Consider the following 14,845-nt stretch of genomic DNA (forward strand, 5'->3'; position numbering starts at 1 on the left):
TGACATGGCCATTGTCCGGACGGCGCCTCATTGCTGCGGGCTTCATCGACGCCATCTATCGGCGCATCGGTACTAGCGATTAGACGCCACCGCTTGGCAGGCCTAGGCTTTAGCCTATCTTCCAGCCGGTAACTGCGATGAATGCCAAACGCCCGGCCCCCGCGGCGTCCAGCTTTTCCACGGCAGCCGCTGCCGCCAGTCAGGAATACAGCTTCTGCACCCTCGATCACGAAGGTGAAACCACTAACGCGCTGGCCGAAGAGGTGGCGCTGGCCATTGCCTACAACGGCATCAGCCAGGCGGTCATGCTGGTCAGCCCCACCGACCTCGAAGACTTCATCGTCGGCTTCAGTATCGGCAGCGGCCTGATCGCCAGCCCTGAAGAAATCTACGACATCAAGCTTAGCGGCTGTGGCGCGGCGCAACAGGCCGAGGTCGAGATCGCCAGCCGCGCCTTCTGGAACCTCAAGGATCAACGCCGGCAGATGGCCGGCACCAGCGGCTGCGGCCTGTGCGGCGTGGAAGCCGTCGAACAGGCGTTGCCCGAGCTCAAGGTCTTGCCCGGCGCGCCTCTGCCGCCCGCCCACTGGCTCGACGGCCTGCGTCAGCGCATCAGCGACTTCCAGCCGTTGGGCCAGCATTGCGGCGCCGTGCATGCCGCCATCTTCATGGATGGGCGTGGCGAGTTGCTGCTCGGTCGTGAAGACATCGGCCGCCACAACGCCCTCGACAAACTCATCGGCGCCTTGCTGCGCCAACGCATCGACACCACCGGCGGCGTTGCCGTGGTGACCAGTCGCTGCAGCCTGGAATTGATCCAGAAAGTCCTGCGGGCCGGCATCCAGACACTCGTCAGCCTGTCGTCCCCCACCGGCCTGGCCCTGCAATGGGCGCGCCGCCACAACCTCAATCTCATCCACCTGCCGCACCACAGTGCGCCGCGGGTCTATAGCCCTGCGATGGAGAAATCAGCGTGACCACTCACCACCAAGCCGACAAGACCCCGACCCCGCGCTACAAGCCTTACAAAGGCGCGGCCGGCGGCTGGGGCGCACTGATCAGCGTGACCCAAGCCTGGCTGACCAGCGACAACGCCCTGAAAAACATCCGCACCATGCTCAAGACCAACCAGAACGGCGGTTTCGACTGCCCCGGTTGCGCCTGGGGCGATTCCCCGGAAAGCGGCATGGTCAAGTTCTGCGAGAACGGCGCCAAGGCAGTCAACTGGGAAGCCACCAAGCGTCGTGTCGATAGCGCCTTCTTCGCCAAGCACAGCGTCACCTCGCTGCTGGAACAGAGCGACTACTGGCTCGAATACCAGGGCCGGCTGACCGAGCCGATGGTCTACGACGCCGAGACCGATCGCTATCAGCCCATCACCTGGGAAAACGCCTACGGCCTGGTTGCCCGGCACCTGCTCAACCTCACCAGCCCGGATCAGGCCGAGTTCTACACCTCGGGCCGGGCCAGCAACGAGGCGGCTTACCTGTATCAACTGTTCGTGCGCGCCTACGGCACCAACAACTTCCCCGATTGCTCGAACATGTGCCACGAGGCCAGCGGCGTGGCGTTGTCGCAAAGCGTCGGGGTCGGCAAAGGCACGGTGACTTTCGACGACTTCGAGCATGCCGAGGCGATTTTCGTCTGGGGCCAGAACCCCGGCACCAACCACCCGCGCATGCTCGAACCGCTGCGCGAAGCGGTGGAACGTGGCGCTCAGGTGGTGTGCATCAACCCGCTCAAGGAGCGCGGGCTGGAACGCTTCCAGCACCCGCAGCACCCGCTGGAAATGCTCACCAACGGCGACAAGCCGACCAACACCGCGTTCTTCCGCCCGGCTCTGGGTGGCGACATGGCGATGATGCGCGGCATGGCCAAGTTCCTCCTGCAGTGGGAGCGTGAGGCGCAGGCGCAGAATGCCCCATCGGTGTTCGACCATGACTTCCTCAATGCTCACACTGTGTCGGTGCTGGACTACCTGGCTGCCGTCGATGCCACCTCGTGGGAACAGATCACCGAGCAGTCCGGCCTGACGCTGGACGACATCGAACTGGCCGCGCGCATGTACGTCAAGGCCGACAAGGTCATCATGTGCTGGGCCATGGGCATCACCCAGCATCGCCACTCGGTCGCGACCATCCAGGAAATCGCCAACCTGATGCTGCTGCGCGGCAACGTCGGGGCGCCAGGCGCTGGCCTGTGCCCGGTGCGCGGCCACAGCAACGTGCAGGGCGACCGCACCATGGGCATCAACGAGCGCCCACCGGCGTTCTTCCTCGATGCTCTGGAACAGCGCTTCAAGTTCACCGTGCCGCGCAGCCATGGCCACAACGTGGTCGAGGCCATCCACGCGATGATCGACGGCCGCGCCAAGGTGTTCATCGGCCTGGGCGGCAACTTCGTGCAAGCCACACCGGACAGCCACCGCACCGCCGAGGCTCTGCGCAACTGTGACCTGACGGTGCAGATCAGCACCAAGCTCAACCGCAGCCACCTCATCCACGGCAAGCAGGCGCTGATCCTGCCGTGCCTGGGCCGCACTGATATCGACCTGCAGAGCGAAGGGCCACAAGCGGTGACCGTGGAGGACTCCTTCAGCATGGTCCATGCCTCCAATGGTCAACTGCAACCGCTGTCGAAGCAGATGCATTCGGAGCCGGCCATCATCGCCGGCATCGCCGCCGCGACCCTGGGCGCGCAGCCGGTGGACTGGAAATGGCTGGTGGCCGACTACGATCGCATCCGTGATCTGATCGCCGACACCATTCCGGGCTTCAAGGACTTCAACCAGCGCCTGAAAAATCCCGGCGGCTTCTACCTGGGCAACAGCGCCGGCGCGCGCAAGTGGAGCACCGCCAGCGGCCGCGCCAACTTCAAGCCCAACGCCCTGCCCACCGATCTCATTCACGAACGGGTCCGCGCGACCGGGCAGGTCCCGGACCTGATCATGCAATCGATGCGTTCCCACGATCAGTACAACACCACCATCTACGGCCTGGATGACCGCTACCGTGGCGTGCGTGGCCAGCGTGACGTGCTGTTCGCCAACGAGGCGGACATCATCCGCCTGGGCTTCCGGCCGGGGCAGAAGGCTGACCTGATCTCGCTGTGGGACGACGGCCGCGAGCGCCGGGTCAATGGCTTCACCTTGCTGGCGTTCGACATTCCCGCCGGGCAGGCCGCGGCCTACTATCCTGAAGTCAATCCGCTGATCCCGCTGGAAAGCGTGGGGGACGGCAGCAGCACACCGACTTCCAAGTTCGTCGCCATTCGCCTGGAAGCTGCGGCTCAAAGCGCGCGAATCCTGTAATCTGCGCCCACGAAAAAGGCCTTTTGCGCAATGCAAAAGGCCTTCGTGAAGAATAAAAGACTTCACAATCCGAACAAAGTTTCATCATCAAAACAATCGTTTAGCGAACTGTGCACAAGTCGCGGTTTTGGTTTTTTCGATATTGTCAGCATTGTTACCGGGCCTCAGGATCGCGTCGTCATTCCATTGAGACTCCTCTCCATGAAGCTTTCCTCGATGCTGTTGTTGTCCTTTGCCCTGGTCAGCGGGGCTGCCTCTGCGGGCGGCACGGCTGAAGCCGGTATTGGCGGCGCACTCGGCGGGGTTCTAGGCTCGGTCGTCGGCCAGCAACTGGGCGGCAGCACCGGTTCGACCATCGGCGCCGGCGTAGGGGGTGCGGCTGGCAGCGCAGTCGGCGCCAACAAGCACAGCCGTGGCGAAGCGGCAATCGGCGGCGCGCTGGGCGCGGCGGGCGGTAACGTGGTCGGCCGCAGCATGGGCGGCACCAATGGTGCGTTGATCGGCGCAGCGGCCGGCGGCGGTGCCGGTGGCGCGCTGGGCAACTACATGGGTACCGAAAGCGACCGTGACAACCGCAACTACCGCGGCCACGACGACCGTCGCGATCACCGCGGCCATGGCCGCCCACCGCGTCACCACTGGCGTCATCGTTAAGCCGGATTGCCTGGGGAGCTCGCCAGCCTTGCTCCCCTGCTACACGCCCCAGCTCGCCAACCCCGATTCAGCCCACTGCAGCACCTCGGCATAAGGGTAATCTTCCAACACCCCATACCCCGGCAACGCACGCGCCTTCAGGCGAGTGAAGATCGGTACGCTGACTCCGCACAAAAAGCGCGTCGCCAGGGTAGCCGACGGCAGGCTGCCCGAATGCTCGTGGTAACGATTGAGAAACTCGCTGCACTCCTGCACGAAGACCATATCGCCCAGCCGCGGCCTGGCGGGCGGCTCGGGCAGTTGCGGGACCTGGCCTCGACACACCGAGCAATGGCCGCAGGCATCTGGCGCCTCGGTATCGCCAAAATATCGCGCCAGGCTCGCGCTCAGGCAGTGATCGCTGGCAAACAGCGCCAGCATGGCGTGGATGCGGCCGATCTCGGCGCCTTCGTGGGTGCGGAAGTAATCGTAGAGCTGGTTGCCCAGCAGCTGCGCATCGAACGTCGGCTCGAGCACGCTGTACACCTCGGTCATGTGCTTGCTCTCCAGCTCGATCATGCCCTGCTCCTGGAAGTAATCCAGTGCCTTGATCACCCGAGCGCGTTCCGCACCGTGCTGGTAAAGCGCGTCGAAGTCCACCGTCGCCCAGGTTCGCGCGCGCGGGCAGTGCGCGATGATCGAGGCCACGAAGGCCTGTCGCTCGCCCTTGAAGCGTTCAAGCAAGGCCTGAGGCTCGACCAGGTACTTGAAACGGTATTCGGCAAAGTAGCTGTAGCGCGGCGCAATGATCCCTCGCAGTTCGAGCTGCACCAGTAACGTCTTGAGCGGCAATTGACGAATGTTGCTCTGGTCGGCCAGGGGCCCCAGCAGGAATTCCCATTGACCGTCGCCGGCCGCCTGCTGAAGATCGTCGAGCACTGCGGCGATGCCTTCGCGCTCCGGCGTGTCGCCGTAAACGAAATTTTCCAGCACTGCCAGGCTGTCGAGATTGGCCAGTACCAGGCACTCGGACGGCTGGCCATCACGCCCGGCCCGGCCGATTTCCTGACTGTAGTTTTCGATCGACTTGGGCAGATCGAAATGGGCGACGAAGCGGATGTCGCTTTTATCGATCCCCATGCCGAAGGCAATGGTCGCGACGATGCACTGGATATCTCCGGCCATGAAACGGCGCTGAATATCATCGCGTCGATCGTTCGGCAGCCCGGCATGATAGGCCTGCGCCGCCACACCCTGGCGCGACAGCTGCTGAGCCACGGTTTCGGCGGTTTTCTGCTGGGTGACGTAGACGATCCCCGCCTGGCCCTGGCGTGCCTGCAGCCATTGCAGCAGGCGCGCCGGCTTGTCGGCACCGGCTACGCCTTCCACCTGCAAGTCGAGATTGGCTCGGTAGAACCCCGTAGTGACCACGTCGGCATCGGCAATGGCGAACTTCGCCTGCATGTCGGCGATGACCTTGGGCGTGGCCGTGGCGGTCAGCAGTAATGCCTGGGGAATATTGAACTGGCGCTGGTAATCGGGCAGCTTGAGATAGTCAGGCCGAAAGTTGTGCCCCCATTCGGAAATACAGTGCGCTTCATCGATCACCAGCAACGAGATCGACACCTGCTGGAGGAAATGACGGAACCGTTCATTTTTCAGGCGCTCGACTGAAATCATCAGGATCTTCAACTCACCTGAGCGCGCCCGCGTCATCACTTCGGCGGCCTGCTCGCGGGTTTGCGCCGAGTCGATATTCGCCGCCGCAACGCCATGCCGATGGAGAAAGGCGAGTTGATCCTGCATCAGCGCCAGCAGCGGCGAGACCACCAGCGTCAGGTGCGGCAGCATCAACGCGGGCAGCTGATAGCACAGCGACTTGCCCGAGCCGGTCGGAAAAATCGCCGCTGCCGAGCGGCCGGCCAGCACGGCACCGATAGCGGCCTCCTGGCCTGGACGAAAACGGCTGTGGCCGAACACTGTTTCGAGGGTAGCCTGCATGTCGTGTCACTCCTTGGACGGCATCGAGGGGGCACCCTAGCGCGGTCGGTGGCGGATTTGCAGCGCAAGATTGAACCTGAACATTTCAGGAGGTCAGGCTTCCAGGACAAAGATCAGCCAGAACAATGTTCGCTGGCCAAGTTTCGAGCCCCGGTATAATCTGCGGCAAATTGTAACAACTTCAACATGGCATGGCCCGGATGCCGCTTTATGCCCAATACCAGAGTCAGGAATGGATTCGATGCAACCACCTTCAGATGATGACGGCGTCACGCATTTTCAGCGCCTTGACCCGCAGCAATTCGATGTGGTGCTCGGTTCTCATCCCGGCAGACGTCCAGCCGCCAAGCCACGCGGTTCGAGGACGGGCTGGATAACCGTGCTGGTCCTGCTGGGCGTGTGCGGTGGTCTGCTCGCTGCGCGCCTGCAAGGCCATGCACCGGCCGCCCCGCTGGTGGCGGCCGAGGTGCAAGCGCCAACCGCGACGATGCCCGACGGGCAGGCCGACGAGGCACCCGCGCCAGCTGTCGCCGCAGCCGTCCTGACCCCAGTGGTAACCACCCCGCGTGTGCAGGCCGGAGCCGCGCCAGTCAAGCCACAGCCCTTGGATGGCTGCCTGAAGAACGGCACGGCCATCGACGAAGAAGTTGCCAAGTGCCGCTTTGGCGCCGTCCCCAAGCCGGATTCGCCACCGAGCGCGACACAAGGCATGGTGTCGGCCCGTTATATGGCCCAGTACAAAGCCGATCAGGCCCGACCGGTGAGCCGCCCCGGCAAGCCTTACCAGATTGCGACCGTCGAGATTCCCGAGTGGAAAGGCCGCAATCGCTACCGGGCGCAATGGAAGATCGTCGATAACGAGATCGACAACGGCTCCGTCTGCGGCAACTTCCCGAGCGGTGCCATCGAACACCGCGAATGCCGTCGCGCCGCCGAGGTGTACTTCAAGGAGTCCTGTCAGGAATGGAGCAAGCGCGCCGACCACGAAAACGACACGCAGACCCTCGCCGCCCAGCAGCGCTACTGCCTGGCGAACAAGACCTTCACCGCAGCGGATTAAGCTTGCCGCCCGGCGCAGGAAACCGTTGGTGACAGAGCAGAAATGTTAAACTCGACGCCTGTGCCCAACCGTCGAACGAGTGCCATGAAAGCCGAGCGCCAGCAGCCCCGCCTTAAATCCGATTCCCTGAGTGTCGACGTGGATGACACCGTCGTGCGGCGCACGCGCAAAAAAGCCACCACCGACTCCACGCTGTTTCGCAACGTGTTCATCGGTCTGGTGATCGTCGCGGGCGGTCTGTATGCGCTGAGCCAGCGCTACGATCTGGCCAAGTTGCTGGTCATCGATCTCAACAATCCGTCCGCCAGCCTCGCCCAGGCAAGGACGGACAAGCCCGCCGATTCCCCAGCTTCAGCGCCGGCTGCCGAGCAACCGACCCCGAGCCGTGGCGCCACGCCCCACACCGGGCAGGCGACCCACGCTCAGCCCGTGGCGCCTTCGACCAGCGTCGCACTGCCGGCGAACGTGAACGTCGCCCCGGTGTACCTGGGCAAGGAAAAAGAGCGCAAATAAAAAAGCCGCCCCGAAGGGCGGCTTTTCGGTTCACGACTGTTGTTACAGCTGTGGACCAGCGGCACGGATAGCGTCGCTCACTTCGAACTTCTTGAAGTTCTCGATGAACAGACCCGCCAGCGCCTTGGCCGACTCGTCGTAAGCAGCCTTGTCAGCCCAAGTGTTACGTGGGTTGAGCAGGCCGGTTTCAACGCCCGGTACCGATTTCGGCACGTCCAGGTTGACGGTCGCCAGGTGCTCGGTTTCAGCACCGATCAGCGCGCCGCTCTGGATGGCAGCGATCACGCCGCGAGTGGTCGGGATGTTGAAACGCTTGCCGACGCCGTAACCGCCGCCCGTCCAACCGGTGTTGACCAGATAGACCTTAGAGCCGAAGGCGCGGATACGCTTGATCAGCAGCTCGGCATAGACGCCCGCCGGACGCGGGAAGAATGGCGCGCCGAAGCAGGTCGAAAAGGTCGACTTGATGCCGCTGCCCGACCCCATTTCAGTGGAGCCGACCAGTGCGGTGTAACCCGACAGGAAGTGGTAGGCGGCTTGTTCTTCGCTGAGGATCGAGACTGGCGGCAGTACGCCGGTCAGGTCGCAGGTCAGGAAGATCACGGCATTGGGCTCGCCACCGAGGTTCTTCGGCGCACGCTTTTCGATCAGCTCACGCGGGTAGGCGGCGCGGCTGTTCTGGGTCAGGCTGTCGTCAGCGTAGTCGGCTTGCTTGGTGACCGGGTCCAGAACCACGTTCTCGAGCACGGCGCCGTGCTGGATGGCTTTCCAGATGACGGGTTCGTTCTTCTCGGACAGGTCGATACACTTGGCATAGCAACCGCCTTCGATATTGAACACCACGCCTTCGCCCCAGCCGTGCTCGTCGTCACCGATCAGGTAACGGCTTTCGTCGGCAGACAGGGTGGTCTTGCCAGTGCCGGACAGACCGAAGAACAGGGTCACGTCGCCCTCTTCGCCCATGTTGGCTGCGCAGTGCATCGGCAGCACGTCGGCCGCCGGCAGCAGGAAGTTCTGCACCGAGAACATGGCTTTTTTCATTTCGCCGGCGTAGCGCATGCCCGCGATCAGGACCTTCCTGGCCGCAAAGTTGATGATCACGGTGCCGTCGGAGTTGGTGCCATCACGCTCGGGTTCACAGACGAACCACGGGGCGTTCATGACCTGCCATTCCTGCTTGGCGCCCGGATTGTAGGTTTCCGGATTGATGAACAGGCAGCGGCCGAACAGGTTGTGCCAGGCCGTCTCGGTGGTCATCTTGACCGCGAGGTAGTGGCCTTCGTCGGAGCCTACATGAACGTGGGAAACAAACCGCTCGCGCTCGCCCAGATAGGCTTCTACGCGATTCCACAGGGCATCGAACTTGTCTGCCGGGAATTTGCGGTTGATCGGGCCCCAGGCGATGTCGTTCTGGGAAGACGGCTCTTCGACGATGAAACGGTCTACCGGTGAACGGCCAGTGCGATGCCCGGTCTTGACGACCAGCGCGCCCGTATCGGACAGCTCGCCTTCACCGCGAGTCAAAGCTTCTCTAACCAGATCGTCGGTGCTCAGATCGGTGTACACGGCGTTATTGGCTTGCGTCATGAATGTCCCCGTCGGCCAGTGGCCGAGTGCTCCAAACGTTTTGTAGTAATAATACAAACCTACTACAGCGAAAAAAGTGGCCGGATTATGCCAGAAACATTCGGAAAAAGTAGACCCCTCCTGTCTGGATGGCACTATTCCGACGTTCCTGACTTTCAGTTAGCGGTGCTAAAACCTTTCAGTGACGAGTCTCTGACGGTGAATCGACACTACCGTCCAGAAACAGTTGCGCGACGTCTGCAGAATCGAACAGATAACGCTCATTGCAGAACTGGCAATCGATCTCGATGTTGCCACCGTGCTCGATCAACACTTGCTGTGCGTCCTCCTCACCCAGGCTGATCAACGCACGCGCCGATCGCTCCCGGGAGCAGCTGCAGCGAAACTGCAGCGGCTGGATGTCGAACAGACGCAGCTCTTCCTCGTGATAGAGGCGATGCAGAACGGTCTGGTTGTCGAGGCCGAGCAGCTCCTCGGTTTTCAGCGTCTGCGCCAGGGTGGTCAGATGCTGCCAGTTGTCCGCGCGGTCTTCATCATCCTTGATCTTGTCGATGGGCAACTGCTGCAACAGCAGGCCCCGGGCACGATGGGTGTCGGCCTTGAGGATGAACTTCGTGCCCAATTGCTCCGACAGCGCGAAGTAATTGGTGAAGGATTCCGACAAGTCCGCACCGCCCAACTCGACGATGCCCTGGTAACGCTGGCCATTGGTAGGGTCAATGGTCATCGCCAGTGTGCCTTCCGGCATCAGTTCCGGCAAGCCGGCGCCCGCGACCACCTGATCCGCGTCATAGCGGGCCAGGCCGCGAATCTCGCGTTCGCTGGAACATTCGATCATCAACAGCGGAACTGGCCCGCTGGAGCGCGCCTGAAGGATCAGCAAGCCGTCGAATTTCAGGGTGCCGACCAGCAAGGCCGCCGCTGCCATGAATTCGCCGAGCAGCTGCGCGACCGGCTCCGGGTACGGGTGCTTGGCCAGGACCTCGGCATAACTGCGCTCCAGAGAGACCAGCTCACCGCGAACATCGCTGTCGTCGAAGATGAAACGCTGGGTGAAATCGGTATCTAGCAATTCGGACATAGGTCTGGGTATCTGATAATTATGACAAAATGTATATTCAGCAAAACAATTCCCGTAGCACGCGCTTTGCGCCTTTGAGCTCTGCCATTCGAGGTATTTTATGAACAAACCCGCTCTGTTCCAAGCAAGATGGAACATCAGAGCCCTGGTGACGTGCAACGTCGCCGCGCTTGTCCTGCTGGGCCTGTGGCTGTTGCCCGCAGGTAAAGAGCTGTTTACCGCGTTCGATGTCGGGCTGTTTCATATGCTCAATCAACCCCTGGCGACCAACGCCGTCTGGCGTTCGATCTGGGCCGTGGGCAGCATGCGGCCGTTCGATATCGTGGTCGGGGTGATCCTGCTGACCCTGCTGATTCGCGGCGACTACGTGTTCGAACGTAGCCAGGTACGCCAGGCAGCCTTGGGCATTATCGCCCTCATGATCGCGTTGCTAGTCATTCGCGCGCTGTTTTCCGGCGTCTGCGACCACATGGGGTGGCAGCACAGCAGCCCGTCGCTGGTGGTGCCAGATGCGGTGCGCCTGGAAAATCTCTATCCGAACATCGACAGGCATCTCGAGCTCAAGGACGAATCCAACCAGAGCTTTCCCGGCGATCATGCCTCGGTACTGTTGATCTGGGCCATGTTCATGAGCCTGTTCGCTCGCCGCAACAGCCAATTGCTGGTGATCTGGGGCCTGGTGGTGCTGTTCAGCCTGCCACGCCTGGTGGCTGGCGCGCATTGGGGCCAGGACGATTACATCGGCGGCGTGCTGATGGCATTGCTGGCGCTGGGCTGGGGCTTCTACACACCCTATCTTGCCAAAGCTACCGCCTTGCTGAGCGCACTCAGCAATCCGGTGTTCAAGCTGCTCGAGCACATCCCCATTCTGCGCCGCATGAGCGTGGTCAGCGGCTAGTCGCGGCTGCCGAACAACTGATGGAGTTGCCGACGCTGCTTCTTGCTCGGCCGCCCATCGGTTTCGACGCCCAGACTGCCCGCCTTGCGCATCGCCGCTGCTTGCTCGCGTCTGGCAATACTCTGCTCGGTCTCAGCATAAAGCAACTGCGCCTCAGGAGCACCCCGCCGCACATCGGACAGCGCCTTGACCACCACGGTTCGCTCATCGAAGCCGGTACGCACGGCAATCTCGTCACCGACATGCGGCTCCTTGCCCGGCTTGCAGCGCTCGCCGCGGCAGTGCACCTTGCCACTTTCGATCGCGGCCTTGGCCAGCGAGCGAGTCTTGTAGAACCGAGCGGCCCACAGCCACTTGTCCAGACGGATTCTTTCTTCTTCGGCCTGCTTCTGCGCCACGACTTCACCTCGTTCTGAAACATGCTGGAACTCTACTACCCTACACGGCGGATGCAAGCGGCAGGCGTTCCGTTTAGAGTGCGCCCAGCAGACTATGCTGGGTTGAATTGATCAGTCCACGATCGGTCTCAACTACCTCGGGCTCTGATTTATGCAGCAACCTGTTCCTGACACTTTCTGCGGTTGATCCCCTTGAAGACATTTGACCATCTGAGTGTGATCGGCCTGCGCGAGTGGGTGGCCCTGCCTGACCTCGGCGTGGCCGGCCTGCGCGCCAAGATCGATACTGGCGCCAGTACCTCGAGCCTGCATGCGACGGAGATCGAAACCTTCGAGCGTCAGGGTGAAACATGGGTGCGTTTCAATGCCCATCTGGGCACCGTGGTGCAGTTGCGTCACCGTCGCTGCGAGGCGCCGCTGGTGGCGATGAAAACCATCAAGAGCTCCAACGGCCATGCGCAGACGCGCTATGTCATCAAGACCACCCTGGCCCTGGGCGATCGGGTCTGGGAGGTCGAATTCACCCTGGCCTGTCGCAAGGCCATGCGTTACCGCTTGCTGCTCGGCTCCAAAGCCCTGGTACAAGGCCAACTGGTGGTCAACCCGGGCGTGACTTACGTTCAAGACAAGCCGACCTTTCCGGCTTCTACTACTACCCCTGCCAATGGTGTTGCATGAAGATCGCTGTGCTTTCGCGAAATCCGCGTCTGTATTCCACTCGTCGTCTGGTTGAAGCGGGAATCGAGCGCGGGCATGAGATGGTGGTGGTCGACACCCTGCGCGCCTATATGAACATCGCCAGCCACAAACCGCAGATCCACTACCGTGGCAAGCCGCTGGAAGGCTTCGACGCAGTGATCCCGCGCATTGGCGCCTCGGTGACCTTCTATGGCTGCGCCGTGCTGCGCCAGTTCGAGATGATGGGCGTCTATCCGCTCAACGAGTCGGTGGCCATCGCCCGCTCGCGGGACAAGCTGCGTTCGCTGCAGTTGCTGTCGCGCCGCGGCATCGGCCTGCCGGTCACCGGCTTTGCCCACTCGCCGGATGACATTCCCGATCTGATCCAGATGGTCAACGGCGCACCGCTGGTAATCAAGGTGCTCGAAGGTACCCAAGGCATCGGCGTGGTGCTGTGCGAAACCACCAAGGCCGCCGAGTCGGTGATCGAGGCGTTCATGGGGTTGAAGCAGAACATCATGGTGCAGGAATACATCAAGGAAGCCGGTGGCGCCGATATCCGCTGCTTCGTGGTGGGCGACAAGGTGCTGGCCTCGATGAAGCGCCAGGCCAAGCCGGGGGAGTTTCGCTCCAATCTGCACCGCGGCGGCACCGCCAGCCTGATCAAGATCACCCCCGAAGAACGCATGACCGCCATTCGCGCAGCCAAGGTCATGGGCCTTGGCGTTGCCGGGGTGGATATCCTGCGCTCCAATCATGGCCCGCTGGTGATGGAGGTCAATTCGTCGCCTGGGCTGGAAGGGATCGAAACCACCACCGGCAAGAACGTGGCCTGCATGATCATCGAGCACATCGAAAAGAACGCCGAGCCGGGGATGACCCGGACCAAGGGCAAGGGCTGACGCTGTAGCGGGGGGGCTTGCCCCCGATGGCGATCCGTCAGGCACAACAGCGTGGCCGGTGGATTTTCGGGGGCAAGCCCCCTCGCTACGGGATTACTGACTGATCGCCAGAATGCTCGCCTGATAAGCGCCCACGAACAGATCGAAATCCCCCACTTCAGTCTGCTCCAGCTCCGCCTGACGGGCGATGGATTCGCGGGCCGTGGTTTCGAACGCGGCCTGCTCTTCGATGCTCAACGGATTGCCACGCAATGTATCGGCATGGGCGTTGCTCTGGCGCAGGGAGAACTGCGCGAAGCTTTCCTTGTGCTCAGCCATGCTCGCCAGCACCTGGGCCGATGGCGTCAATGACGGGTCGGCCACCTTGGCCGCCTGAGCGGCCAGTGCCTTGCCATGAGCATCGCTGCCATGGCTGCGGTCCAACAGCTCAGCCAGCGGCTGGATGCGCTCCAGCAACTCGTCCGCCCACTCCTTGAGCCCGATCGGCGCGCCATCACGCTGCAACTGAAGCCCCGGACGACGGCCTTCCTTGACCACGGTCAGGAAATTGTTGGTGCAATTACCACATTCCAGGGTGGCGATCTGCGGACTCTCTTCCAGCGCGCAGAACAGCAGGAACGCATCGAGGAATCGGGCTTCGGTCAGATCGACCCCGGTCGGCAGGAATGGGTTGATGTCCAGGCAACGCACTTCGACGTACTGCACGCCGCGCGCCTGCAAGGCCTGGATCGGCCGCTCGCCGGTATAGGTCACGCGCTTGGGGCGGATATTGGAGTAGTACTCGTTTTCGATCTGCAGGATGTTGGTGTTGAGCTGCACCCACTCGCCATCCTTGTGCGTGCCCACTTCAACGTAGGGCGCGTACGGCGTGGCCACGGCCAGGCGCAGGCTGTCGGTGTAGCTGGCCAGATCGTTGTAGCACGGCGTCAGGCCCGCCTGGGCGTTGCTCTGATAACCCAAATCGCTCATGCGCAGGCTGGTGGCGTAAGGCAAGTAGAGCGTCTCGGCATCCAGCTGTTCGAGTTGATGCGCACGGCCACGCAAAAAGCCTGCATCCAGGGCGGGCGAGGCGCCGAACAGATACATCAACAGCCAGCTGTAACGGCGGAAGTTGCGGATCAAGCCGATGTAGGCCGCCGATTGGTAGTCGCGATCGCTGCCCTCGACGCCCTCGGCGTTCTTGAGCAAGGGCCAAAGCGCCTCGGGCACCGAGAAGTTGTAGTGAATACCGGCGATGCACTGCATGGTCCGGCCATAGCGCAAGGCCAGGCCCTGACGATAGACGTACTTGAGCTGACCGATGTTCGACGTACCGTAGTACGCGATCGGGATGTCCTGCTCGGCCGGCAACGCGCACGGCATCGATGGGCTCCAGAGCAGCTCGTTGCCCAGCTTGCTGTAGGCGAAGCGGTGAATTTTTTCCAGACTTTGCAAGGTCTGTGCTGGATCGGCCAACGCCGGAGTGATGAACTCCAGCAGCGACTCCGAATAATCCGTGGTGATCTGCTCGTGGGTCAGCGCCGCGCCCATACCTTCAGGGTGAGGCGTCTGCGCCAGACGGCCGTCGGCCGTCACGCGCAGGCATTCACGCTCGATACCGTGCAGGCACTGCTGAAGCAGGGAAAGGTTGGCAGGCGCCCCAAGCAGGTCCAGGCGGCGTTTGAGAAAGTCGCTCAAGTTGAATTCCTTCACGGTCAGTCGCCCCAATATGGGGGTGGACATAACGGTCTACAAGGGTGAAGAAAGTTACCGGCGTTGTCGCCTGGTTTCGATCTCGTCGCCAG

Annotated in this window: 13 protein-coding genes; 8 read left to right on the top strand and 5 right to left on the bottom strand. The window is 62.2% G+C overall.

Annotated features, from left to right (window positions below; translation table 11 throughout):
* Positions 1–137: 137 nt before the first annotated feature.
* The 3 genes from fdhD to AC3WJP_RS11470 all read left to right on the top strand — a co-directional run bounded on the left by fdhD (position 138) and on the right by AC3WJP_RS11470 (position 3,964).
* Positions 138–977, top strand: coding sequence for a formate dehydrogenase accessory sulfurtransferase FdhD (gene fdhD, locus AC3WJP_RS11460; protein ID WP_493721565.1), 840 nt, complete (start codon positions 138–140; stop codon positions 975–977).
* On the top strand, positions 974–3,310 hold the full coding sequence (locus AC3WJP_RS11465; protein ID WP_493721564.1) for an FdhF/YdeP family oxidoreductase: 2,337 nt from the start codon (positions 974–976) through the stop codon (positions 3,308–3,310). Before fdhD ends, AC3WJP_RS11465 begins: the two co-directional genes overlap by 4 nt.
* 201 nt (positions 3,311–3,511) lie before the next feature.
* The gene (locus AC3WJP_RS11470) at positions 3,512–3,964 is read left to right on the top strand and encodes a glycine zipper domain-containing protein (protein ID WP_493721563.1); all 453 of its coding nucleotides are present in this window, start codon (positions 3,512–3,514) and stop codon (positions 3,962–3,964) included.
* Positions 3,965–4,003: 39 nt separating this feature from the next.
* On the opposite strand, the gene AC3WJP_RS11475 is transcribed toward AC3WJP_RS11470, so the two are convergent.
* Entirely contained in the window at positions 4,004–5,944 is a 1,941-nt protein-coding gene (locus tag AC3WJP_RS11475) for a RecQ family ATP-dependent DNA helicase (protein WP_493721562.1), read from the bottom strand.
* Between the two features lie 241 nt (positions 5,945–6,185).
* Here AC3WJP_RS11475 and AC3WJP_RS11480 point away from each other — a divergent pair, with 241 nt between their 5' ends.
* On the top strand, positions 6,186–7,004 hold the full coding sequence (locus tag AC3WJP_RS11480; RefSeq protein ID WP_493721561.1) for a hypothetical protein: 819 nt from the start codon (positions 6,186–6,188) through the stop codon (positions 7,002–7,004).
* An 84-nt stretch (positions 7,005–7,088) separates the two neighbouring features.
* Positions 7,089–7,517, top strand: coding sequence for a hypothetical protein (locus tag AC3WJP_RS11485; RefSeq protein ID WP_493721560.1), 429 nt, complete (start codon positions 7,089–7,091; stop codon positions 7,515–7,517).
* A gap of 42 nt (positions 7,518–7,559) precedes the next feature.
* Here the strand turns inward: AC3WJP_RS11485 and AC3WJP_RS11490 are convergent, their stop codons facing one another.
* Both AC3WJP_RS11490 and hslO read right to left on the bottom strand, forming a co-directional pair.
* Positions 7,560–9,104, bottom strand: a complete 1,545-nt coding sequence (locus tag AC3WJP_RS11490) for a phosphoenolpyruvate carboxykinase (RefSeq protein ID WP_493721559.1) — start codon at positions 9,102–9,104, stop codon at positions 7,560–7,562.
* 178 nt (positions 9,105–9,282) lie between these two features.
* The gene (gene hslO, locus AC3WJP_RS11495; RefSeq protein ID WP_493721558.1) at positions 9,283–10,185 is read right to left on the bottom strand and encodes an Hsp33 family molecular chaperone HslO; all 903 of its coding nucleotides are present in this window, start codon (positions 10,183–10,185) and stop codon (positions 9,283–9,285) included.
* A 100-nt stretch (positions 10,186–10,285) separates the two neighbouring features.
* Between hslO and AC3WJP_RS11500 the strand changes: the two genes are divergently transcribed.
* On the top strand, positions 10,286–11,083 hold the full coding sequence (locus AC3WJP_RS11500) for a phosphatase PAP2 family protein (protein WP_493721557.1): 798 nt from the start codon (positions 10,286–10,288) through the stop codon (positions 11,081–11,083).
* Here the strand turns inward: AC3WJP_RS11500 and AC3WJP_RS11505 are convergent.
* On the bottom strand, positions 11,080–11,481 hold the full coding sequence (locus AC3WJP_RS11505) for an RNA-binding S4 domain-containing protein (protein WP_493721556.1): 402 nt from the start codon (positions 11,479–11,481) through the stop codon (positions 11,080–11,082). The two genes, AC3WJP_RS11500 and AC3WJP_RS11505, sit on opposite strands and share 4 nt — an antisense overlap.
* 192 nt (positions 11,482–11,673) lie before the next feature.
* Here AC3WJP_RS11505 and rimB point away from each other — a divergent pair, with 192 nt between their 5' ends.
* Positions 11,674–12,159, top strand: a complete 486-nt coding sequence (gene rimB / locus AC3WJP_RS11510; RefSeq protein ID WP_493721555.1) for a retropepsin-like aspartic endopeptidase RimB — start codon at positions 11,674–11,676, stop codon at positions 12,157–12,159.
* Positions 12,156–13,061, top strand: coding sequence for a 30S ribosomal protein S6--L-glutamate ligase (gene rimK, locus AC3WJP_RS11515; RefSeq protein ID WP_493721554.1), 906 nt, complete (start codon positions 12,156–12,158; stop codon positions 13,059–13,061). The genes rimB and rimK overlap by 4 nt, the downstream gene beginning before the upstream one ends.
* A 93-nt stretch (positions 13,062–13,154) precedes the next feature.
* Here rimK and gshA read toward each other — a convergent pair whose 3' ends face one another.
* Positions 13,155–14,738 (bottom strand): glutamate--cysteine ligase, encoded by a 1,584-nt coding sequence (gshA, locus tag AC3WJP_RS11520; protein ID WP_493721553.1) that lies wholly within the window; start codon positions 14,736–14,738, stop codon positions 13,155–13,157.
* Positions 14,739–14,845 lie beyond the last annotated feature (107 nt).

This window comes from Pseudomonas sp. GW821-FHT01A09 (assembly GCF_058986725.1).

What these genes read in the sequence shown, in the direction of transcription:
- fdhD (WP_493721565.1), top strand. Translation starts at nt 138, where the DNA reads ATGAATGCCAAACGCCCGGCCCCCGCGGCGTCCAGCTTTTCCACGGCA.
- AC3WJP_RS11470 (WP_493721563.1), top strand. Translation starts at nt 3,512, where the DNA reads ATGAAGCTTTCCTCGATGCTGTTGTTGTCCTTTGCCCTGGTCAGCGGG.
- AC3WJP_RS11475 (WP_493721562.1), bottom strand. Translation starts at nt 5,944, where the DNA reads ATGCAGGCTACCCTCGAAACAGTGTTCGGCCACAGCCGTTTTCGTCCA.
- AC3WJP_RS11480 (WP_493721561.1), top strand. Translation starts at nt 6,186, where the DNA reads ATGCAACCACCTTCAGATGATGACGGCGTCACGCATTTTCAGCGCCTT.
- AC3WJP_RS11485 (WP_493721560.1), top strand. Translation starts at nt 7,089, where the DNA reads ATGAAAGCCGAGCGCCAGCAGCCCCGCCTTAAATCCGATTCCCTGAGT.
- AC3WJP_RS11490 (WP_493721559.1), bottom strand. Translation starts at nt 9,104, where the DNA reads ATGACGCAAGCCAATAACGCCGTGTACACCGATCTGAGCACCGACGAT.
- hslO (WP_493721558.1), bottom strand. Translation starts at nt 10,185, where the DNA reads ATGTCCGAATTGCTAGATACCGATTTCACCCAGCGTTTCATCTTCGAC.
- AC3WJP_RS11500 (WP_493721557.1), top strand. Translation starts at nt 10,286, where the DNA reads ATGAACAAACCCGCTCTGTTCCAAGCAAGATGGAACATCAGAGCCCTG.
- rimK (WP_493721554.1), top strand. Translation starts at nt 12,156, where the DNA reads ATGAAGATCGCTGTGCTTTCGCGAAATCCGCGTCTGTATTCCACTCGT.